Origin of the sequence: Enterococcus sp. CR-Ec1 (genome assembly GCF_002850555.1) — a bacterium.
Classification (GTDB): domain Bacteria; phylum Bacillota; class Bacilli; order Lactobacillales; family Enterococcaceae; genus Enterococcus_D; species Enterococcus_D entomosocium.
The window spans coordinates 2,717,311-2,740,433 of record NZ_CP025223.1 but is presented as its reverse complement, the minus strand read 5'-3'; the positions used below and the strand labels follow the sequence as shown (position 1 = coordinate 2,740,433).

The following is a 23,123-nucleotide window of genomic DNA, read 5'->3' as shown; positions in this document are numbered from 1 at the left end:
AATTGCTTCTGTAACGTTTTCCTCTACAAGATTTTGTGTTCTCGCTTTTTTACAATATTTAGAAGGAGTTTTTATGTCCGTACAACTTTTATTGCTTGCCTCACTGCCTGCACTAGGATGGGGCTTAATGCCAATCGTCTCTAAATTGATGGGAGGAAAATCAGAGGAACAACTGCTAGGAACAACAATCGCAGCCTTGATTTTCGGTAGTGTATTTGGTTTCTTGAATCAAGTGAGTTATGCCATGGTGCCATTTTTCATCAGTTTATTATCTGGGGTTTTTTGGGCTTGCGGACAATACTTCCAATTTCTCGCTTTGGAGAAAGCGGAGGTTTCTAAAGTAATGCCCGTCTCCGTCGGGACCCAATTATTATTTGTTACATTAGCATCTGGCTTCTTTCTCAAAGAATGGACAGATTTAACGACTGTAATTTTCTCAATCATGGCATTAGGAGTCATTCTAACAGGTGTTTTCCTTGTAACTAAGACAACTCATCAGCAAACAGGCTTAACACAGCAAGTACTTCTTTATCTATGTTGTTCTTCAGCTTTTTTGATGCTATATGTGACAGTCACTGGTCTGTTTCAGATAAGTGGCGCACAGATTTTCTTGCCTCAGGCAGTAGGGATGTTTCTCGGGGGAAGCGTAATTTCCTTGAAAAGTAAGCAACAGTTGCATTTCCGCAAAATAATCCGCAATTTAGGTACTGGTAGCACATGGGTTATAGCGAATACTTCGTTATTCGCTGTATCGTCTTCTTTAGGTGTAGGCGTAACCTATTCATTTTCTCAAATGAGCTTACTTGTTGCTACTTATGGAAGTATTATCCTCTTAAAGGAACAAAAAGTTGGCAGAGAAAAGCAATTTGTAGCTCTTGGTAGCTTGCTCTATATTGTTGGTGTATTAGGGATGAGTTGGTTGAAATAACTTTGCACCTGAGCAATTTTAGTTAGTGATCAATAAAGTAGCAGATAACAGTTTAACCAATAGATGCAAAGAAACATGAAATCAGTGAATGATTTCATGTTTCTTTTTTACCGTCCATTCTCCGTTTGTCGATAATCACTAGGTGAAATGCCGACTTTTTTCTTGAATAAACGGCTGAAATAGGCGGTGTTTTCGATGCCGATCGCCAATGAGATCTCTTTGATGGAAAGACGAGAATAGCGCAAAAGGTCTTTCGAGTAAGAGATGCGTTTGCTGATCTGGTACTCGATGGGGGGCAAGCCCATGTATTTGGAAAACTCCTTGACGATTTGATACTTATTGATATGGTACCTTTCCTCCAAAGATTCCAAGGTGATCCCTTGACGGAAATCCTCTTCTAGCTGGTCACGAATCTGCAAAATATAAGGCGGGATCTCACTATCCGAAAAATCGAGATGATATTTTTGCAGGAGCAGTTCGTTGAGTAGCTGATGGATCAAAACAGAGCTTTGGAAGGCAGTTTTCGCATTTGGTTCTGGCTGTAACATTAATAAATCTTGTAAGACCAAATGGATCGGATTTTGGCGGCTGCTGGCAGGATTTGTGTGAAAAACTGGACTGCCATTTTTGAGAAATTCATCATAAAACGCTGCGACGTTGGCGCCATATAGATGGATCCAGTCCATTTCCCAGGGCTCTTGACTAACGGTGCGGTAGTACTGATAGTCTAGGCAGTCGATAAAAAACACATCACCTGCTTTTAATTGATAGCTTTTTCCTTTGTAGCGCAATTCACCGCAACCGGACAATGTATATTTGATCAAATAAGAAGGCAGGTTCTCTCGTTCTGTAAAGTAAGGTTTGCTGGCTTTGAAATAGCCGATTTCTTGAATGTAATAGAAAAGTTCACGCTGCTTTTGGGTTGAAGTATTGATGTAACGCAGTGAATCGGTTGACCATGAGTGGTTGGCTTTTTCCCAGTAATCCATCGGATCCTCCTTTTTACCAAGATTGTGCAAGTCTTTATCAAAATTGTGTGATGAAACTCGTTGATTGTCAAGCTAAAATTGAGGCAACAAGAATGAATCAGTAAATTGTAATCGATTTATTTTTAACCAAGATAATGAAAGGTGGAGACCAGTGAACACATTTATCGCAATCGATATCGGCGCATCAAGCGGTCGTCTGATGTTGAGCCGTTGGGAAAATGAGCAGATCACTTTAGAAGAGATCCATCGCTTTAAAAACGGCTTTCGTCCCCTTGAAGGCTTTGACCGCTGGGCGATCGATTATTTGATCCAAGAGATTTTAGTAGGACTGCAAAAAGTGAAACAAGCCGGTATCAATGACTGCTTCGTCGGAATCGACACCTGGGCAGTGGACTACTGTTTGATCGATCAAGCAGGCGAACGTTTAGGCGACCCAGTCGCTTATCGAGATAGTCGCACCAATGATGCGATCGCGGCTTTTGGCCAGCGCTATTCTTTGCAAAAACTGTATGAGAAAACAGGCATTCAGCTGCAGCCCTTCAACACGATTTTTCAATTAGCTACAGAAGAAGCGCAACTGTTGCAAAAAGCCGACAAACTGCTGTTGATTCCAGATTATTTGGGCTACGTTTTTACCGGCAAGATGGTCACGGAAAAAACCAATGCCTCGACGATGCAGCTTCTAAATGCTAATACCCAAACATGGGATGTAGAATTATTAGCTGAGATTGGCGTAACAGAAGGACTGTTCCCACCATTGGTTGATGCTGGAACGGTTTTAGGCACACTGCAAACTCAGAAGTTTCCAGCCTATGATTTGCCACAAGCGACCTTTGTCACTGTCGCTAGTCATGATACGGCGTCGGCGATCATCGGTACACCCGGAGAAGGGTCAGAGTGGGGCTACATCAGCAGCGGGACATGGTCATTGCTGGGGATCGAAACCAAAGTACCCAACGTTTCCCTTGCCGCCTTCGATGAAAATTATACGAACGAATGGGGTGCCCACAACACGATTCGCTTTTTAAAAAATATCATGGGCATGTGGCTGATCCAAGAAGTGGCTCGGCAGCAAGATTATCAGTATTCCTATGCAGAATTGGCGGAATTGGCGCAAGCAACGCCTGCTTTTCAACAGTTTGTCGATGTCAATGATCCTCGTTTTTTGAATCCAGAAAATATGATTACTGAACTGCAAGCGTATTGTCGAGAAACCCAGCAGAAAGTTCCAGAAACCGCAGGGGAACTGGCTCGCTGTGTGTATGATAACTTAGCGCTTTGTTATGCCAGCGAATTGCAAAAGCTGGAACAGCTGACAGGTACGACGAACAAGCTGCAAAAACTGCATATCGTGGGGGGCGGTTCCAACAATCGCTTTTTAAATCAACTGACGGCTGATGCTGCGCAGCTGACGATCGAAGCTGGCCCAAGTGAAGCAACGGCGATCGGCAATCTTTTAATGCAGATGATGAGTGCTGGCATCCTCACGTCGCTGGTTGAAGCACGCCGCGCGGTCAAACACTCATTTCCTTGCAGTGTTCATGAACCACAGCCTTTTGATCACAAGATTTTAAGCAACTATCAACGTTTTATAGAAGGAGAAGGAAAAAATGACAACGATTCAACAGCGTTATGAAGAAGCTAAGACAGCATATGCCAAATTAGGCGTCGACACGGATGCGGTTTTGAAAAAATTAGCCGATGTGAAAATCTCGATGCATGTTTGGCAAGGGGACGATGTCCAAGGATTTTTGAGTGATGAAGCATTATCTGGTGGGATCTCTGTAACGGGGAATTATCCTGGTGCTGCCCATACCCCAGAGGAGTTGCGCCAAGATTTAGAAAAAGCCTACTCTTTGATTCCTGGAAAACACAAATTGAACCTTCACGCCATCTATTTAGACACCGAGGAAGCAGTGGATCTAAATGAATTGGAGCCGAAGCATTTTGAAAAATGGGTTGCTTGGGCGAAGGAACAAGGCTTAGGTTTAGACTTCAATCCAACCTTTTTCTCACATCCCATGTTCAAAGATGGCTTTACCCTTGCTTCACCAGATGAAGAAGTTCGTCAGTTTTGGATCGAACACGGCAAACGTTCGCGTCAAATCGCTGCCTATATGGGGAAAGAAACTGGGCAAGTCTGTGTCAATAATTTCTGGGTGCCAGATGGCTACAAAGACAACCCGATCGATCGTTTTACACCACGGGAACGCTTGATGACAGCATTAGATGAGATTTTTGTTGAAGAATTGCCAGCGGAATACACAGTGGATGCCGTGGAAAGCAAGCTGTTTGGTCTTGGTGCCGAAGCCTACACCGTCGGCTCTCATGAATTTTATATGGGCTATGGCTTGACGCGCGATAAATTGATTTGTTTGGATGCTGGACATTTCCATCCAACCGAAGTGATCTCCAATAAATTGTCTTCATTGGCACTATTCAGCAAAGGCATTTTGCTGCATGTCAGCCGTCCTGTACGCTGGGATAGTGATCATGTCGTGATCATGGACGATGAATTGCAAGAGATTGGCCGCGAATTGGTTCGCAATGACTTATTGCCAAAAACCAACATTGGGTTAGATTTCTTTGATGCAACGATCAATCGGGTCGCTGCGTGGGTGATCGGGACGCGCAATACTCAAAAAGCGTTGCTAAAAGCGATGCTAGAACCGATCGAAGAACTAAAAGCAATCGAATTGTCAGGTGATTTCACCACTCGTTTAGCCATGACGGAAGAATTAAAAGACTATCCGTATGCAGATGTTTGGAATTACTTCTGTGAAAGCCAAGGGGTACCAGCAGGTCTGGATTGGCTATCAGAAGTGAAAGCCTATGAAGAAACCGTCTTAAAAGCCAGAAAGTAGGAGAACGATGAAAAAAATTGATATTTTACAAGCGAATTTTGTACAAGAAATGATGGAAACGACAGCAAATCTTTACCGTTTAGGGTGGGATGAGCGCAACGGTGGCAATATTTCTTACTTATTAACAGAAGAAGAGATCTTGCCTTTCATCGATCCGCAAAGCGTCTTGCGGGAAATTCCCATGATTTTTGATGCTACGGCACTAGCCGGCAAGTACTTTATTGTGACAGGTTCAGGAAAATACTTTAAAAATGTAGCCGCACATCCAGCGGAAAACCTTGGTGTGATTCGGGTCAAAGAAGATGGGCAAACATTGGAATTGCTTTGGGGCTTGGAAAATGGTGCGGTGCCAACGAGTGAATTGCCAAGTCATTTCATGAGTCATATCGCTCGCTTGTCGGTCGATCCAGAAAACCGAATCATCATGCATAACCACGCATCGCATCTTTTGGCCATGAGTTTTACCCATGAGTTGGATGAACGCAGTTTCACGATGACCCTGTGGCAGATGTGTACGGAGTGCTTGGTGGTCTTCCCAGAAGGTGTTTCCATCATTCCTTGGATGGTTCCAGGAACGAACGAGATCGGCGAAGCAACAGCTGCTAAAATGAAAGAAACCCGTTTGGTACTTTGGCCGCAACATGGCATCTACGGTGCTGGCAAAGATATGGATGAAGTCTTTGGCTTGATTGAAACGGCAGAGAAAGCTGCGGAAGTGTACACCTATGTTAAAGCGCAAGGCCCAATCTTACAAACCATTACAGATGAAAATCTGAAAAAATTGGCTGACGCTTTCAAAGTCACTCCCCGAGCAGGCTATCTTGAGGTATAAGTAATGGTAGAAGAATAGAAAAGGCTCTCAGTCTTTTCTATTTAAACTATATTGTGAATAAACAAACAAATGGAGGTAGGAAGAATGGCAAATAGAATGATTTTGAATGAAACATCGTATTTTGGAAAAGGAGCGATCGAGAACGTACCGACCGAATTCAAAGCACGAGGGTTCAAAAAAGCGGCTGTGATCACCGACAAAGATTTGGTGGAATTTGAAGTAGCAACCAAAGTGACGAAATTATTGGATGAAGCAGGTGTCGACTATGCGTTATATGATGGGATCGTGCCCAACCCAACGATCCAAAATGTCAAAGACGGCTTAGCCTTTGTCAAAGAAGCCCAAGCCGATTGTATCATTGCGATTGGCGGTGGTTCACCGATCGATACGGCAAAAGCGATCGCAATCATTGCTACGAATCCTGAATTTTCAGATGTGATTAGTTTGGAAGGCGTGGCAGACACGAAAAATCCATGCTTGCCGATTTTAGCGGTACCGACAACTTCTGGGACTGCAGCCGAAGTAACGATTAACTATGTGATTACAGATGAAGAAAATCATCGGAAATTTGTTTGTGTAGATCCTCACGATATTCCTCTAGTAGCCTTTGTGGACAGCGATATGATGATGGGGATGCCGAAGAGCCTGGCAGCTGCAACGGGGATGGATGCCATGACCCACGCCATCGAAGGCTTCATCACCAAAGGCGCTTGGGAAATGACTGACATGCTGCACATCAAAGCAATCGAGATCATCGGGCGCTCATTGAGAGATTCCGTGAATGGCGATCAAGCAGGACGAGAAGCGATGGCACTAGGGCAATACATTGCCGGTATGGGCTTTTCAAACGTCGGCTTGGGCTTAGTCCACGGCATGGCACATCCATTGTCCGCTTGGTACAACATTCCTCACGGAGTAGCGTGCGCGTCTTTGTTGCCAACCATCATGAAATACAACAAAGACTTTACGGGTGAAAAATACCGTGAGATCGCGATCGTTTTAGGCATTGAAGGGGCAGAAACGATGTCACTTGAAGACGTCCGAGATGCTGCTTGCCAAGCAATCGATCAGTTAAGCAAAGATGTGGGCATTCCAGCGACCATTTCTGAATTAGGCGTCAAAGAAGAAGATATCCCAGCCATCGCCAAAGATGCCTTGAACGATGTCTGCACACCAGGCAACCCGCGGGAAACGACTTTAGAAGAGATTATTGAGCTTTATCGTTCGTTGATGTAAAAGCTCAAATCGTTCCTTTCAATGAGCGTGCTTATTTCGCTTGCTGTATAGGCGCTCAAACCTGGATTGCTCCTTAACGACGGTTGAAGGGTTTCGATAAACGGCGTTTTCCTTCTCGTTTCATGGGAACTAGCAGCTTTTCTTATTCCAACAGTTGAATAATGAACATTGATGATAACACTGACTTTGTTACAGCCATTTTGAAAAATGGCTGTTTTTTTTGTCCTTAACGTTGTATTGTAATTCTTATTATTGATCATCTTTGTCCCATGAAGGGGACAAAGAATGATAGAACGCTTACATTTCCTGGTGCTATGATAAGTGTGTAGAAAGGAGAACGGTTACATGACTGTTATGGAACAACGAAAGAGAAAAATCATCCATATTCTTTCCAATACGAGAGAATTTGTCACAGCCGATGAACTATCCGCAGCGCTTCGACTTTCTACAAAGTCGATTTATCGCATCGTAAAAGCGATAAATGAGGATGCCGCGATTGACTATGTGATTCTCTCAGAAAAAGGGAAAGGCTACCGCTTAAGTTTCCATCATCAAGAAAAGCCCCAGAGTCAGAAAGCGGAAATGCCGAATGCGCTGACACCAGTGGAACGCCGTAACAAGGTGATGGAGGAGCTATTGCTTATTTCACCCAAAAGAAAGAATATTTTTTCCCTGTATCAGCCTTTTTATGTGAGTGAAACGGTCATCAACAGTGATGAGAAATTAATTTCTGAAGCTTTGCAGCGTTTTGAGCTGACGGTTTCCCGCAAAAATAAAATGATCGGGGTGAACGGTGCAGAAAAAAATATCCGTCGTGCATTGCAGGAGTATATCCAACAAACCCGCAATATCCGCTTGGATGATCTGCATGTGACGAATGAGGCGTTCAACCGTTATGATGCGGAGTTTGTTTTGCGACAGCTGAATTTGATTGAAAATCACCTAGGCTTAGTAATACCACATCCTTATAACATTAATCTTTTTTCTCACCTGTATATCTTATTGCGACGGTTTCGCAAAGTAGGGAATTCGTTTAACGAGGATATTTTAGATGAGAAAGAGAAACAGCAAATGCAAGAAAACCCAGAGTTAGCCACCATCGCCAAGGAGATCATTGGCAATAGCGAAGAGTACTTGCATACGAAATTACCAGAAAACGAAGGCTATTATATGTATCAATACCTCGTCTCCTCACGGATGCAAAAGGCCACGGATGAATTAGAGGATCTGTCAGAACAAGTAAAACTGATTTCCAATGCATTTATAGAAAAAATGAGCACTCAGCTGCAGCGCTCATTTGAAGACGAGGAGTTATTCGGTAAATTGGCTCGCCATATCAAACCAATGATCAATCGGTTGCGACATGGGATCGAAGTCAAAAACAATCTTTTGGAGCAAATCAAATTAGAATATACAGATTTGTTTTTTGCTACCGAAGAGACTGCAAGAGAAATCTGTCAAGTGTATGATTTGCCAGTGCTCACAGAAGATGAAATCGGCTTTGTCACCCTTTACTTTGCTCAAGCGATCGAAGAACATCCCCAACAACTCAAGGTCATGATCGTCTGTACTACGGGAATCGGGACCTCCGAATTATTAAAAGTAAAAGTGCATAAGAAGTTTCGTGAGTTGGCAATCACCGCTGTCCTACCTTCTCGTGATGTGGAAGCGGCTTTAAAGCAGCACCCGGATACGGAGATGATCATCTCAACCGTTCAATTAACGATCGATAGTCCGATTCCGGTCGTGATCGTGAGTGCCATGCTGACGATGGAAGACCAAAAACGCCTTGAAGCGATGATTGGGAGGGTGAGAAATGACTAAATTCCCTTTGTCCCTTACTTTAGTTTCAACAGAAGCTGGAGAGACGAAAGTCGATGTTTTAAGGAAGATTGCAGCAGTTAGCCAAACAATCGGGCTGACGGAGAGCAAAACCTTGCTATTTGAAGCTCTGCAAGCCCGAGAAGCGAGCGGCAATACGATGATTGCTGAAGATTTTGCGCTACCGCACATTGAAAGTGCTGTGGTGAAAAAAAGCGGAATCGTCCTCGTCAGAGGTGAAGAAGTCCTTTGGCAGGGAACGCTGCAAGCAAAAACGATTTTTGCGATCCTGATGAAGACTAACGAAACAACCGCGGTGAAACAAGCAGTCATCCGTTTAATGAAATGTTTCGCCTATGAAGAAAATCTGCAATTCATTGCAGAAAAATCAAAAGAAGAAATCGAAGCCTTCCTTCTCAACCAATGCGGCTGATAGGAATGAATGATCAATTCAGTAAGGCAAGAGGTACTCAACTAGAGGAGGAAAACGAATGGATATTTCAACAGTGATTGATCCAAAAATAATCAAAACCAACATGGAGGCAGCTTCTAAAGAAGAAGCCCTGCAGCAATTGAGTCAGCTTTTATATACCAATGAGTACTTGACGGATCAGGCAGCATTTTTAAAAGATGTCTATGAGCGGGAAGCAGTTGGTCAAACAGGGATTGGCAATTACATTGCCATTCCCCATGGAAAAAGTGCTCATGTGAAGGAGATCGGCGTAGCAATCGGGGTTTTAAAACAAGAGATCCCTTGGGAAACGTTGGATGGCAAGGGAGTGAAAGGAATTATCTTATTTGCCGTCGGTGATGACACGGAAGGGGCGCAAAAGCATTTGAAACTGCTCTCTTTGTTCGCTCGGAAATTAGGAAATGACGAGGTGACGGCTGCCTTGTTGAAAGCAAAAGAGCCGCAGCAAGTGATTGAAGCATTTCAAGGATAACAGAAAATTTAAGGAGGAATTATTATGAAAATCGTCGGAGTATGTGCATGTACAGTAGGGATCGCTCACACTTATATTGCGCAAGAAAAGTTAGAAAATGCGGCAAAAAAGGCAGGTTACGAGATCCATGTGGAAACACAAGGAACGATCGGCCGTGAAAATGAATTGTCACCTGAAGCGATTGCGGCTGCAGATGTCGTGATTTTAGCAGTTGACGTCAAAGTAGCAGGACGTGAACGATTTGAAGGGAAACGGATCATTCAAGTGCCGACCGAAGTTGCCATCAAGTCCCCAAGCAAATTGTTGGAAAAAGCCAAAGAGGTCGTTCAACAGCAGGCGGTCTAAGCAAACCGAAGGAGGAAGGAAACTATGGAAAAAATCAAAGCATTGAATTTAAAAGGACATTTGTTGACAGCCATCTCCTATTTGATTCCGATCGTCTGCGGTGCCGGATTCTTGATTGCCATTGGCATGGCTTTCGGCGGCACCAGTCAGGGACAACTGGTGCCAGGTGAATTTACGATTTGGGATGCTTTAGCTACGATGGGAGGCGCAGGACTCGGGTTGCTTCCGGTGGTCATTGCGACAGGAATTTCTTATGCGATTGCCGAAAAACCGGGGATCGCGCCAGGGTTTATTATTGGTTTGACAGCCAATGCCATTGGTGCAGGTTTTATTGGAGGAATCTTGGGCGGCTACTTAGCTGGATATCTAGTAATTGCTATTTTACGATTTATTAAAGTACCAAATTGGGCGAAAGGCTTGATGCCGACATTGATCATTCCCTTTTTGACCTCTTTGATCGGTGGTCTGATCATGGTCTATATTATCGGTACACCGATCACTGCCTTTACGAACTTACTAACGAACGCATTAAATAGCTTAGGCTCCTCTTCATTATTGGTTTTTGGTGCGGTCATCGGCTTGTTGAGTGGCGTTGATTATGGCGGACCAATCAATAAAACGGTCTTTGCTTTTGTTCTGACGATGCAAGCAGAAGGGATCAATGGACCGATCACTGCGTTGCAATTAGTCAATACTGCAACACCAATCGGTTTTGGTTTAGCATTCTTTATTGCAAAATTGTTCGGCAAAAACATCTATACGCCTGTAGAAGTGGAAACGTTAAAATCTGCCGTACCAATGGGTGTGATCAATATCGTTGAAGGGGTGATCCCAATCGTTATGAACGATATCGTCCGAGGGCTGATCGCAACAGCTATCGGTGGCGCTGCTGGAGGTGCTGTTTCAATGGTCTTAGGGGCAGATGCAACGGTACCGTTTGGTGGTGTGCTGATGCTGCCGACTATGACTCGTCCATGGGCTGGGGCAGTAGCTTTGTTGGTAAATATAGTAGTGACTGGGATCACCTTGGCTTTGATCAAGAAAAATGTCACTGAAGAACAAGTAGCCGCGCAAGCAGAAGTGGAAGAAGAAGAAATCGATTTAGATGATATTCAAATTTTCTAAGAAAAGCGATTCAATTGAAAGAAGAATCGTTCCTCTCAGTACAAGACTGATCGAGGAGAAAGGATAAGTCTATGAACAAAGTTGAATTTTCACCGTCACTGATGACGATGGATCTAGATAAATTTAAAGAGCAAATCACTTTTTTGAATGACCAAGTGGACTCCTATCATATTGATATTATGGATGGTCATTACGTACCCAATATTTCCCTATCCCCATGGTTTATTCAAGAGGTCCGCAAAATCAGTACTTTGCCTTTGTCCGCTCATTTGATGGTCACTGAACCTGCCTTTTGGGTGCAGCAGCTGATCGATATCAACTGTGAATGGATTTGCATGCACGCTGAAGTTTTGGATGGGTTAGCATTTCGTCTGATCGATCAAATCCATGATGCTGGATTAAAAGCCGGGATCGTCTTAAATCCTGAAACGCCAGTATCGGTCATTTTGCCTTATATCGATCGTTTGGATAAAGTCACGATCATGACGGTTGATCCAGGGTTTGCTGGCCAACGCTTTATTGAAGGGGCGTTAGATAAAATTGTTGAACTGCGGGAATTACGGGAAGAATACGACTATCACTATGTCATTGAAATGGATGGTTCCTCCAATCGGAAATCCTTCAAACGGATCGATGAAGCCAATCCAGACATCTATATTGTCGGACGCAGTGGATTGTTTGGTTTAGATGATGACATTGCCAAAGCATGGTCGATCATGGTCGCAGATTATCAAGAAATGACTGGAAAAGTTTTGAGTAGCTAAGCAAAGCCGAAAGCAAAAGAACCGGACGACTCAAGTTGCGGACTGTTAAAAAGAGGAGCATTAGATGCCTCCTAGCCTGTAAACTTTGGGTGTCTGGTTCTTTTCTATTGTGAAAAGGCAGTGAATAGAAACATGCTGGCTGAAGAAAGTGAAGGAGGCAATTTAATTGAAAAAATTATTTGATAAAATCGATCAATTAGGAGTGAACACCCTTCGTACATTAAGTATCGAAGCCGTACAAAAAGCCAATTCAGGACATCCAGGATTACCGATGGGGGCAGCACCCATGGCCTATGCCTTGTGGACCAAACACTTGAAAGTCAATCCAACGACTTCTCGCAACTGGGTGGATCGTGACCGCTTTGTTTTGTCTGTTGGACATGGTTCGGCTCTATTGTACAGCTTGTTGCACGTGTCTGGTTACGATGTGACCATTGAGGATCTAAAAAACTTCCGTCAATGGGATAGCCACACGCCAGGACATCCAGAAGTCGATCACACAGACGGCGTGGAAGCAACCACTGGACCTTTAGGACAAGGGATCGCTATGGCAGTCGGTATGGCGATGGCCGAAGCCCACTTGGCTGCAACCTACAATCGCGACAAGTATCAAGTCATCGATCACTATACCTATGCCTTATGTGGCGATGGGGATTTGATGGAAGGTGTTTCGCAAGAAGCTGCATCCATGGCGGGTCACATGAAATTAGATAAACTGATCGTCTTGTACGATTCAAACGACATTTCCCTAGATGGTCCGACCTCAAAAGCTTTTACAGAAAATGTCGGTGCGCGTTTTGAAGCGTATGGCTGGCAACACATTCTCGTTGAAGACGGCAATGATTTAGAAGCGATCTCGAAAGCGATCGACGAAGCAAAAGCTGAAAGCGACAAACCAACCTTGATCGAAATCAAGACTGTGATCGGATACGGTGCGCCAAATCAAGGCACCTCTGCTGTTCATGGTGCGCCGATCGGTGCCGAAGGCATTTCAGCAGCCAAAGCGATTTATGGCTGGGAATACCCAGAATTTACCGTACCCGAAGAAGTTGCCGCGCGCTTCAAAGAAACCATGATCGATGAAGGACAAAAAGCTGAAGCCGCTTGGAACGAAACTTTCCATGCCTATGAAGCAGCCTACCCAGAACTTGCGGCGCAATTCAAACAAGCCTTTGCGGGTGAATTGCCAGCAGATTGGGATGCAGCATTACCAAGCTACGAAGTTGGCAGCTCACAAGCTAGCCGGGTATCCAGCAAAGAGATGATCCAAGCCTTATCCAAAGCCGTCCCTAGTCTCTGGGGCGGATCGGCTGACCTTTCTGGTTCCAACAACACGATGGTGGCAGCAGAAAAAGACTTTGAACCTGGCCAATACGAAGGCCGTAACATTTGGTTTGGTGTCCGAGAATTTGCGATGGCGGCAGCCATGAACGGGATCCAATTGCATGGCGGTACGCGAATCTATGGTGGAACCTTCTTCGTCTTCGTTGATTACTTGCGTCCAGCGGTGCGCTTGTCTGCGATCCAGCATGCACCTGTGATCTATGTCTTGACGCATGACTCCGTGGCAGTTGGGGAAGATGGACCGACCCACGAGCCAATCGAGCAATTAGCTAGCGTCCGTTGCATGCCAAATGTCCAAGTGATTCGTCCAGCAGACGGCAATGAAACCCGTGCTGCTTGGAAACTGGCTATGACAACAACGGATAAACCAACGGTCTTAGTCTTAAGCCGACAAAACCTACCAGTGATCGAAGGCACGCAAACTGGTGCGGATGAAAATGTCGCAAAAGGTGGCTATGTGATTTCAAAACAAGCCGGTGAAACACCAGCGGGGATTTTGATCGCCACAGGTTCTGAAGTGAATCTTGCGGTCCATGCACAAGCTAAATTGGCAGAAGAAGGCATCGATGTATCGGTGGTCTCCTTACCAAGCTTTGATCTGTTTGAAGCACAAAGCTCAGAATACAAAGAAAGCGTCTTGCCAAAAGCAGTGAAGAAACGCGTAGCGATCGAAGCGGCTTCCCCATTTGGTTGGGAACGTTACACCAGTTGTCATGGAAAAGTGATCGCGATCGATCACTTCGGTGCATCAGCACCTGGCGACAAAGTATTAGCAGAATTCGGCTTTAGTGTTGAAAATGTTGTGAATACCTTCAACTCACTATAATCAAAAAACAGGCGATCTTTAGAGGGAACATTCCTTTGAAGATCGCCTGTTTTTGTTTACTAAAGAAGCATGGCCAAATCTGCGCTTAATTTTTCTCTATTGTTAAAAGGAGCCATGAAATCATCTCTCGATAGCACTCATCAGCGATCGCATTTGGTGTCCGATCAAAGTCATGCTGATCTAAATCGAGCCAAAGTGTTTTGGCACGGGGGACTTGTGCTGCGAAAGCTTCGGAGGCGCTGAAGGGAACGTCTGGATCTTTTTTGCAATGAACGACAAAGCAAGGAGGAAAGTCTTGGTAAGCGGCAGCAGGAATCGCCAAGGCTGCCAGCTGTTCCCGATTGCCTAAATAACGCTGCCAGTTGCCATATTGACGGGCGGAAAGGTACAAAGGGAATCGTTTTTCTAACGTGCCGTGGGTGATTGGTTGGCTTTCGATCATAGCTTCGGCGTCGAGTGGCGGGACTTTCGGAAATTGCGTGTAAAAGCGTGCCGGCTGCAAAAATTCTTTACAAAACAACTCTTGGTAACCGTAAAATCGGATCAAGCCCTTTTGCTCCGAGTGCTTTGTGCGTGCGGTCAGTAAGGTCGCTAAAAAACCGCCGGCGGAGCGACCGAACAAAACGTACTCATTTGTACCAACGCCGCTGAAGTGCCAGCCTTCTGTCAAAAACCACTCCACGGCCTTTTTTGCATGAAGGTAGATATCGTGTAGCGCTACTTCGGGAGCCAGTGGATAGTCGAACAGGTAAAGGCTAACACCGGCAGCCAGCAATTGGTGGACATAATCCTGCGGAAGGTCTTCCCGCTGACCATAGAGGAAGCCACCACCATGAAAATACAAAAGGCTGATCCGAGGCTGCGCTGCTTTTAGGATCGTCACTTCTAACGGCAAAGTGCCGTAGGTGTCAAATTGGATTTTTTCTGTTTGCGCAAAGGCATTTTTAGGATAAACCATTGTTTTCTTCCTTTCTCTTCTTCGATAGTATAAGGAAGAGTATAGGAGAAGGAAGCGGTTTAAAAAACAGCGTTATGACTAAAAATAGAAACGGTTTTGTCGAAAGTGAACAATGATGTCCTTCAGTAACACGCTTACAATAACCGTATAAATTAAAGGAGGCAGAACAATGGAGTTGAAAAAAGAAGTAGCGGCAATGATCGATGCATTATCTCAGATTGGGAGTGATCCAACTGGAGGAATGACTAGACTGCTTTATACCGATTCATGGAAAGAAGCGCAATCATTTGTAGAAAAACAATTAAAAGAAACTGGCTTAACGACGTCCTATGATGCAGTCGGCAATCTCTTCGGCAGAATGGAAGGCAGCCAGTATCCAGAAGAAACGATTCTTTCAGGGTCACATATCGATACCGTCGTCAACGGTGGCACATTAGACGGTCAATACGGGGTCGTTGCTGCTGCTTTAGCGATCAAGTATTTAAAAGAGACCTATGGACAACCTTTACGCTCCTTGGAAGTCATCTCAATGGCAGAAGAAGAAGGCAGTCGTTTTCCAACCGTTTTTTGGGGAAGCAAAAACTTTGTCGGAGAAGCCAAAAAAGCCGATGTTGAAGCGATCGCAGATTTTGAAGGCAACAGCTTCGTGGCAGAGATGCAACGCCAGGGCTTTGACTTTCGCGACCCACAAGAACCGGTTCGATCAGACATCAAAGCCTTCGTGGAAATCCATATCGAACAAGGCAGTGTTTTAGAAAAAGAAAATTTGCAGATCGGTGTCGTCAATAGTATCGCTGGTCAAAAGCGCTACACCTTTGTCTTAAAAGGACAAGCCAATCATGCAGGAACCACACCGATGGGCTATCGCCAAGATGCTGTGTATGGTTTTGCCAAAATGTGTGCCGCAGTGATCGACCGTGGCTTAGAGCTTGGGGATCCATTAGTAGTGACATTCGGTAAAGTTGAGCCAAAACCGAATACGGTCAACGTGGTTCCTGGTGAAGTGTTGTTTACGATGGATTGTCGCCATACTGATGGGCAGCTATTGGATGCCTTTACTGCTGAAGCAGAACAGATCATTCAAACGATCGCCCAAGAGCATGACTTGACAGTGGAGATGGATCTATGGATGGATGAACGCCCTGTGCCGATGGACGATACGATCGTTGCCACGGTGGAACACGCGGTGAAGCAAACTGGCAAACGCTACAAAGTCATGCATAGTGGGGCGGGGCATGATTCCCAAATCATTGCACCACATTTTCCAACGGCGATGCTGTTTGTACCAAGTATTGATGGGATTAGCCACAACCCAGCCGAAGCAACGACTATCGAAGATTTAACAGCTGGGGTAGAAGTTTTAGCAGCTTCCCTTTACGAGCTAGCATACAAAGAATAGAAAGCAGGGACACACATGGGATACAAAAATAATAATACGGGCTATTTAGATGGATTGCTGCAATCACGAGCAGTCATTAGAAAAAATAATTTTGCGATCTTGCCGCATGATGGGCTAGTGAATAATGTCATTCCAGGATTCGAAAACTGTGAATGTTCGATACTCGGCACACCAAAATTAGGGGCGTCTTTTGTCGATTACATCATTTCATTCAAAAAAGATGGCGCCAACCAATTGGGCTTCGGCGGTCCAGAGATCGAGAGTTTCTTGTATGTCATCTCGGGCAAACTGGAAGTAAGTGATGGCAAAGAAACCCATACATTGACGGACGGAGGCTATATCTATCTGCCTGCTGGAGAAAAACTGTATATGAAAAATCTCCAAGAAGAAGCGACAGAAGTGTTCTTGTATAAGAAGCGTTACCAACAGTTAGAAAATCACCAATCCTACAAAGTAGTGGGGAATCTTTCAGAGTTGACACCGATCCAATACGAAGGGATGGCAGACGTCTTGCTTTGGGATTTCTTACCGAAAGAGTTGGGCTTTGACATGAATATTCATATCCTTTCCTTTGAACCAGGGGCAAGTCATGGCTACATTGAGACCCACTATCAAGAACACGGGGCGTACTTACTGTCAGGTAAAGGGATGTATAACTTAGACAATGAGTGGTTCCCGGTGGAAAAAGGCGACTACATTTTCATGAGTGCCTATGTACAGCAAGCGGCCTATGGTGTTGGTCGTGACGAACCATTGACCTATATTTATTCCAAAGATTGCAACCGCGATCCGGAAATTTAAAGGAGTTTAGAAAATGGAAGAGACGGTTATTGTACAGTCACAAGAGTTACAGCAATTGATCCAAAAAAAATTAGCGGCTGCTGGTTTGTCTGAAGCGCACGCAGCAATCGTTGCAGAGCATTTGGTCTTTGCCGATGCCAGCGGGATCCACTCTCATGGGGCTGTACGGGTAGACTATTACGCAGAGCGGATCGCTAAAGGTGGAATGAATCGCACTCCACAGATCACGTTTGAAGAGACTGGGCCGAGCTGCGGGATCGTTCACGGTCAAAATGGCGCAGGGCAGGTCGTTGTATTAGAAGCGACAAAGCATGCCATTGAGATGGCTAAACGTTCTGGGATCGCGGCAGTTGGTGTACGGAAAACGAGTCATAGTGGGGCGCTATCCTATTATGTCAAAAAAGCTGCAGAAGCTGACTTGATTGCATTATCTATGTGCCAATCAGATTCAATGGTGGTTCCTTTTGGCGGCAAAGAAAATTATTTTGGTACCAATCCAATCGCATTTGCCGCACCACGAAAACAGGGGGCACCGGTGGTCTTTGATATGGCAACGACGGTCCAAGCGTGGGGCAAAATATTAGACGCTCGCTCCAAAAATAAAGAGATTCCTGCAACATGGGCCGTTGATGCCCATGGCAAGCCAACAACGAATCCGCATCATGTTCATGGGTTATTGCCAATCTCAGGACCAAAAGGCTTTGGGTTGATGATGATGGTGGATATCTTGTCTGGAATGCTCCTAGGGCTGCCTTTTGGCAAGCATGTTTCCTCTATGTACAACGATCTGACGAAAGGTCGCGACTTAGGGCAGTTTATTTTGCTGATCGATCCGCAACGCTTCACAGATTTAGACACATTTAAAGAGTCGGTGGAAACGATGATCGAAGAGCTGCACGCCATACCGGCTGCTGAACAGTTCCAGCAAGTCTATTATCCAGGCGAGATCAATCAACTAACCTATGAAAAATATATGGCAGAAGGCATTCCCATCGAGAAGAACATTTATCGCTATCTCATTAGCGACACGGTTCATTTTGACCAGTATTCTGGGTCAGATGCCTTTGCACAGACAGGAACAGGAGAGTGAGGAGACCCATGTTACACACTATTATTCAAAAAAACAATTACCAAGATTCCATTGTTTTAATGCTTTTGACCAATCGTCTACTGACGATCGAAGGGATCAACAACGCTTCGGTCATGATGGGCACACCTGCCAATAAGGACATTTTCAAGACGGGTGGTCTTTATACCGAGGAGATGAGCAATGCGACATCCAACGATATGGTGCTCGTTTTAGACATCGAAGAGGAAGAAATCATCGAAACAGTCCTGTCAGAAATCGATGCCTTCTTATCGGACCAAAGCAATAGCGCAGGAGAGGAAACCCAAAGCGTCAAAACTTGGGAAAAAGCCTTAGATCTTGGAAAAGATGCGAAGGTCGCTGTCTTATCGATTCCCGGTACTATGGCAGCACCAGAAATTGAAACCGCATTAGCAGCGGGCAAACATGTATTTTGTTTCAGTGATAACGTTTCATTGGAAGAGGAAGTTCGGCTAAAGAAACTGGCGCATGAAAAAGGACTTCTTTTAATGGGACCAGATTGTGGCACAGGGATTCTCAATGGGATACCAGTAGCCTTCACCAATGCCGTCCGTAAAGGGAAAATCGGTGTTGTCGGCGCTTCGGGTACTGGTATCCAAGAAGTCACCACTATTATTCATAAATTGGGTGCCGGTGTGACACAAGCCATCGGAACCGGTGGACGAGATCTCAAAGAAGCCGTCGGTGGGATCACCATGAAAGATAGCATTCTTGCCTTGGAACACGATCCTGATACGGAGGTGATCGTGGTGATCTCCAAACCACCTGCACCACGTGTCCGAGATGAAGTGTTGGCACTTTTAAGAAGAGGAACAAAACCTGCAGTCACGATTTTTCTTGGGGAAGAGCCAACGGACCACGAAGAAAATCTTTACCGAGCCTACACGCTGGAAGAAGCGGCTCAATTAGCCGTGCAGCTGCTACGTCAAGAACAGATTGGACTAGAGCCAGTGAAAGAGGAAACAGCAGCTGCCACTTTCGGACCTGAACAACAAAAAATCAAAGCTTACTATTCTGGCGGAACATTGGCGTACGAAGCAGCGATGCTTGTTAAAGCAGGATTAAATCTGGAACAAGAAGATACCTATCAGGAAGGGTACATCTTAAAAGCAGCTGGCCATGAGATCATCGATTTAGGTGATGACATTTATACTCAAGGCAAGCCCCATCCGATGATCGACCCAACAAAGCGGATCGAACTGTTGAAACAAGCGGGGGAAGATCCTGAAACGGCAGTGATTTTGTTAGATATCGTATTAGGGTACGGCTCTCATCAAGATATGGCGAGTGAATTGGCACCGACCATCAAATCATTGAAGGAAGAAGCACAAGCAGCTGGTCGGGAGTTAGCGGTGATCGCTACGATCGTTGGAACTGATTTAGACCCCCAAGATAGCAACGAGCAAGCAGAGATTTTAACCGCAGCTGGCGTGATTTTGTGTCAAAGCAATGCCCAAGCAGTCAAAAAAGCTTTAGCAATGCTCGGCCATCCCTTTTCCCAAATTAGTCGTAAGCTGTTGCCAAAAGCAGTGACAACTGCCGATGGGTTGCCAGAGCCATCTGAAAAGAGCCGCGAATTGTTGTCGAATGACGCGTTCATCAATGTAGGGTTGCGTAGCTTTGCAGAAGCGATCCAGACGCATCACGGTCAAGTCGTTCAATATGACTGGCAGCCAATTGCTGGTGGGAACGTAACGTTACAAAAAGCCTTACGTTTCTTAGCACAAGTGTCACTATCAGAGTAGGAGGAAGTTATCGTGTACGAAACTATTGAAGAAGCAAACCAAGCCGTTATTGCCAAGATCGTTGCCGGTTCGCCTTTTTTGTTGGATGTCGTTCCAGCAGTCAGTGTCATTCCAGAATTAGGTGAAGGAAAAGTCCTATTGCACGCAGGGCCACCGATCCGCTACGACCAGATGATCGATCCGATTCAAGGCGCTTGTGTTGGAGCGGGACTTTTTGAAGGCTGGGGCGAAACGGAAGAAGAGGTACGTCATTTATTAGCATCTGGGGAAGTTCAACTGATTCCTTGTCACCACGTGCAAGCGGTTGGCCCAATGGGGGGCATCACCTCTGCCAATATGCCGGTTCTCGTGGTGGAAAACAAAACAGACGGCAACCGAGCGTACTGTACGATGAACGAAGGGATTGGGGCAGTTTTACGTTTTGGCGCCTATTCTCAAGAAGTCATTGATCGCTTGCATTGGATGAAAAATACGTTAGCACCAGTTTTAAGTGCTGCACTACAAACAAAACCCGATGGCTTGAACATCAATGTCTTAGTCGCAAAAGCAATCGCCATGGGGGATGAGTTCCATCAACGGAATATCGCTGCTTCGTTGGCGTTCTTAAAAGAAGTAGCACCAGCGATCGTTACCCTTGAAGGATTTGAAAAAGAAAAACCAGAAGTCATTCAGTTTCTAGCAGACACGGATCAGTTTTTCTTGAATATCATGATGGCTTCTTCAAAAGCGGTGCTTGATGGCGCCCGGACGATTGAAGAAGGAACGGTTGTGACAGCAATGTGTCGCAACGGGCATGAATTCGGTATCCGTATTTCTGGTATGGGGGACGAGTGGTTTACCGGTCCTGTCAATACACCAAAAGGGTTGTATTTCTCAGGATTCAGTGAAGAAGATGCCTCTCCAGATATGGGCGACAGTGCCATTACGGAAACCTTTGGTGTTGGGGGAATGGCGATGATTGCTGCCCCAGCTGTGACACGCTTCGTTGGTTCTGGTGGATTTCACGATGCGTTGAAAACCAGCAATGAGATGTTAGAGATCTCCATTGATACCAATCCAAATTTTCCCGTTCCTACATGGGACTTCAAAGGGATCTGTTTAGGGATCGATGCTCGTAAAGTCGTGGAAACAGGGATCTTACCGGTGATCAATACAGGGATCGCCAACAAACAAGCTGGACGGGGACAAATTGGTGCCGGGACAGTGACACCACCAATGGATTGCTTTGAAAAAGCTGTCTTGGCTTATGCAAAAAAATTAGGATTTGAAGAATAACTCAGGGGCTGAAAACGTGAAAAGGAGCAACCTAGCGATGATACAGGCAAAATGGATCGACCAAGCTTTATTTGAACCCGCATTTATCAATGGCACCTGGCTCGTTCACAGTGTGTTTCAGCATAGTTTCAATCTGCAAGATCCTCGTCAGGATCAGCTGATCTGTGTCTCCAAACAAGCGGCTCGCGTGCCCAAAGGGATGATTTTAGCTGCCGACGATTATGCAGCGTTGGCGACAGGCTTAGTTGCTGGTACCACTCTTTTGGTTCAGCAACGGGTGATCCATTTTCCGCATCATCGTCTGTCTTTTCAAAAGGCAGCCAAATTTACAACCACCTTTCCAGCTGGCACAGTCCCATTTGATCGAGAACTGTTTTGGTCAATCCTGCAACATGTCACGGAAAAGACGGGGATTCAAGAAGCTGTTTCACAAACCATCAGCAGCAATCATCCGTTTTACGACGCAATCGATCAGCTATGCACGCCTTCATTTAAAGAACAACGGCAAGCAGTCGCTTATTTAGTCGGACGGGGTGTCGGATTGACCCCCACAGGCGATGATATGCTAGTTGGTCATTTACTGGCTCGCCGAGTGATGGGGCAAGAAGATACCCGCTTGGTGGCTTATCTACAAAGAAGGCTGTTGACAGTCAATGATTTAACGACTGACGTCAGTAAACACTATCTTCTGCATGCACTGACAGGCGCATTCAATCAATCGGCGTTATCCTTGACTAGGTGTACCGATTCAGCGGCTTTTTACCAAGTAATCAAAGAGATACTAGCGATCGGTCATACCTCGGGGGCTGACTTTTTGGCAGGGTTTGCTCGCAGTATCAATCAATTTCAAAACAATAGAAATGAGGAATTCATATGGCAAAACGAGTGGTCATCGCTCTAGGGGGCAATGCAATTTTAAAACCGAATCAACCAGCGACCGTAGAGACACAGCTTGCAAATATCCAGTTAAGTGCAGAACAGATCGCTAAAATCGAGAAACTTGACCATCAAATCGTTGTGACGCATGGCAATGGGCCACAAGTCGGCAATATTTTACGACAAAATGAAGAAGCCAAAGAAGTCGTGCCGCCTTTTCCACTGGATGTCTGCAATGCAGAGTCACAAGGCTTTATCGGTTATTTGATGGAGCAAAGCATCAAAAATAAAATCGAGCAAGAAGAACTGACCAGCAATGTCGTGACCTTATTGACTCAAGTGGAAGTGGCAGCGGATGATCCCGCGTTTGAAAAGCCAACGAAGCCGATCGGCTTGTTCTACTCAGAAGAAGAAGCAAAAACAATGGCTGAGGAAAAACATTGGGTGATGGAAGAAGATGCTGGACGTGGGTACCGTCGCGTCGTGCCATCCCCACAACCTGTGACGATCCACGGCGTGGAATCAATGGTTCATTTATTGAATCAAAATACCATCGTGATCGCTGGTGGCGGCGGTGGGATTCCAGTCGTAAAACAAGCGGAAGGCTTGAAAGGGATCGAAGCAGTCATCGATAAAGATCGAACTGGGAAAAAACTGGCAGAACAAGTGGATGCCGATGTATTTATGATGCTGACCGACGTCAGCAACGTTTATATCAATTACGGAACACCGGAGCAAGAAAAATTAACGGGTTTATCCGTAAGTGAAGCGCAAGCATATTTTGATGCGGGGCATTTTGCAGAAGGCAGTATGGGGCCGAAAATGGAAGCAGCGATTGCGTTTGCCAAGCAAGGAAAGACGGCAATCATCTGCTCATTGGAAGAAGCAGACTTAGCATTGTTAGGTGAAGCAGGCACAAGGATCGCTGGGTAACACCAGCGAT

21 protein-coding genes are annotated in these 23,123 nt (G+C 45.2%); 19 read left to right on the top strand and 2 right to left on the bottom strand.

The annotated features are described in order from the left end of the window. Window positions 1–73: 73 nt before the first annotated feature. Complete coding sequence (locus CXM95_RS13125) at window positions 74–928, top strand: GRP family sugar transporter (protein WP_086297714.1); 855 nt, start codon at window positions 74–76, stop codon at window positions 926–928. A gap of 107 nt (window positions 929–1,035) precedes the next feature. Here CXM95_RS13125 and CXM95_RS13120 read toward each other — a convergent pair whose 3' ends face one another. Next, window positions 1,036–1,917: an AraC family transcriptional regulator gene (locus CXM95_RS13120; RefSeq protein WP_034872044.1), complete on the bottom strand. Its 882-nt coding sequence runs from the start codon at window positions 1,915–1,917 to the stop codon at window positions 1,036–1,038. Window positions 1,918–2,068: 151 nt separating this feature from the next. Here CXM95_RS13120 and rhaB point away from each other — a divergent pair, with 151 nt between their 5' ends. The 11 genes from rhaB (at window position 2,069) to tkt (ending at window position 14,018) form a co-directional block, all read left to right on the top strand. Then, on the top strand, window positions 2,069–3,553 hold the full coding sequence (rhaB, locus tag CXM95_RS13115) for a rhamnulokinase (RefSeq protein WP_101699243.1): 1,485 nt from the start codon (window positions 2,069–2,071) through the stop codon (window positions 3,551–3,553). After that, a complete protein-coding gene (gene rhaA / locus CXM95_RS13110; RefSeq protein ID WP_016619735.1) occupies window positions 3,528–4,781 on the top strand; it encodes an L-rhamnose isomerase in 1,254 nt (417 codons plus the stop codon). Before rhaB ends, rhaA begins: the two co-directional genes overlap by 26 nt. 7 nt (window positions 4,782–4,788) lie before the next feature. Next, window positions 4,789–5,613, top strand: coding sequence for a rhamnulose-1-phosphate aldolase (rhaD, locus tag CXM95_RS13105; RefSeq protein WP_016619734.1), 825 nt, complete (start codon window positions 4,789–4,791; stop codon window positions 5,611–5,613). 84 nt (window positions 5,614–5,697) lie between these two features. Beyond that, window positions 5,698–6,849 (top strand): lactaldehyde reductase, encoded by a 1,152-nt coding sequence (gene fucO, locus CXM95_RS13100; protein WP_034878410.1) that lies wholly within the window; start codon window positions 5,698–5,700, stop codon window positions 6,847–6,849. Window positions 6,850–7,194: 345 nt separating this feature from the next. Continuing rightward, window positions 7,195–8,673, top strand: a complete 1,479-nt coding sequence (locus CXM95_RS13090; protein ID WP_101699242.1) for a BglG family transcription antiterminator — start codon at window positions 7,195–7,197, stop codon at window positions 8,671–8,673. Beyond that, window positions 8,666–9,103 (top strand): PTS sugar transporter subunit IIA, encoded by a 438-nt coding sequence (locus CXM95_RS13085; RefSeq protein ID WP_086297702.1) that lies wholly within the window; start codon window positions 8,666–8,668, stop codon window positions 9,101–9,103. Before CXM95_RS13090 ends, CXM95_RS13085 begins: the two co-directional genes overlap by 8 nt. Window positions 9,104–9,161: 58 nt before the next feature. Continuing rightward, window positions 9,162–9,614 carry a PTS sugar transporter subunit IIA gene (locus tag CXM95_RS13080; protein ID WP_016612612.1) on the top strand — a complete coding sequence of 151 codons (453 nt, stop codon included), beginning with the start codon at window positions 9,162–9,164 and terminating at the stop codon, window positions 9,612–9,614. A 24-nt stretch (window positions 9,615–9,638) separates the two neighbouring features. Next, window positions 9,639–9,959, top strand: a complete 321-nt coding sequence (locus tag CXM95_RS13075; protein WP_008380953.1) for a PTS fructose transporter subunit IIB — start codon at window positions 9,639–9,641, stop codon at window positions 9,957–9,959. Between the two features lie 24 nt (window positions 9,960–9,983). Continuing rightward, a complete protein-coding gene (locus tag CXM95_RS13070) occupies window positions 9,984–11,084 on the top strand; it encodes a PTS fructose transporter subunit IIC (RefSeq protein ID WP_005234436.1) in 1,101 nt (366 codons plus the stop codon). 71 nt (window positions 11,085–11,155) lie between these two features. Continuing rightward, window positions 11,156–11,848: a D-allulose 6-phosphate 3-epimerase gene (gene alsE / locus CXM95_RS13065; protein ID WP_008380955.1), complete on the top strand. Its 693-nt coding sequence runs from the start codon at window positions 11,156–11,158 to the stop codon at window positions 11,846–11,848. A 166-nt stretch (window positions 11,849–12,014) separates the two neighbouring features. Further along, window positions 12,015–14,018 carry a transketolase gene (gene tkt / locus CXM95_RS13060; protein WP_101699241.1) on the top strand — a complete coding sequence of 668 codons (2,004 nt, stop codon included), beginning with the start codon at window positions 12,015–12,017 and terminating at the stop codon, window positions 14,016–14,018. A gap of 85 nt (window positions 14,019–14,103) precedes the next feature. Here the strand turns inward: tkt and CXM95_RS13055 are convergent, their stop codons facing one another. Then, window positions 14,104–14,976, bottom strand: coding sequence for an alpha/beta hydrolase (locus CXM95_RS13055; RefSeq protein ID WP_101699240.1), 873 nt, complete (start codon window positions 14,974–14,976; stop codon window positions 14,104–14,106). Window positions 14,977–15,145: 169 nt separating this feature from the next. Here CXM95_RS13055 and allC point away from each other — a divergent pair, with 169 nt between their 5' ends. From allC to arcC, 7 genes are read left to right on the top strand one after another with little or no spacing between them, the layout of a single operon-like run. Then, window positions 15,146–16,375 carry an allantoate deiminase gene (gene allC / locus CXM95_RS13050; protein WP_016621464.1) on the top strand — a complete coding sequence of 410 codons (1,230 nt, stop codon included), beginning with the start codon at window positions 15,146–15,148 and terminating at the stop codon, window positions 16,373–16,375. 15 nt (window positions 16,376–16,390) lie between these two features. Next, on the top strand, window positions 16,391–17,176 hold the full coding sequence (gene allE / locus CXM95_RS13045) for a (S)-ureidoglycine aminohydrolase (RefSeq protein ID WP_077452872.1): 786 nt from the start codon (window positions 16,391–16,393) through the stop codon (window positions 17,174–17,176). 13 nt (window positions 17,177–17,189) lie between these two features. Further along, complete coding sequence (gene allD, locus CXM95_RS13040; RefSeq protein WP_101699239.1) at window positions 17,190–18,266, top strand: ureidoglycolate dehydrogenase; 1,077 nt, start codon at window positions 17,190–17,192, stop codon at window positions 18,264–18,266. An 8-nt stretch (window positions 18,267–18,274) separates the two neighbouring features. Next, window positions 18,275–20,029, top strand: a complete 1,755-nt coding sequence (gene fdrA, locus CXM95_RS13035) for an acyl-CoA synthetase FdrA (RefSeq protein WP_086297683.1) — start codon at window positions 18,275–18,277, stop codon at window positions 20,027–20,029. A gap of 12 nt (window positions 20,030–20,041) precedes the next feature. Further along, complete coding sequence (locus CXM95_RS13030) at window positions 20,042–21,304, top strand: DUF1116 domain-containing protein (RefSeq protein ID WP_005234461.1); 1,263 nt, start codon at window positions 20,042–20,044, stop codon at window positions 21,302–21,304. Between the two features lie 37 nt (window positions 21,305–21,341). Continuing rightward, a complete protein-coding gene (locus tag CXM95_RS13025; protein ID WP_086297680.1) occupies window positions 21,342–22,205 on the top strand; it encodes a DUF2877 domain-containing protein in 864 nt (287 codons plus the stop codon). Further along, window positions 22,178–23,113: a carbamate kinase gene (gene arcC, locus CXM95_RS13020; protein WP_005234464.1), complete on the top strand. Its 936-nt coding sequence runs from the start codon at window positions 22,178–22,180 to the stop codon at window positions 23,111–23,113. Before CXM95_RS13025 ends, arcC begins: the two co-directional genes overlap by 28 nt. Window positions 23,114–23,123: the final 10 nt, after the last annotated feature.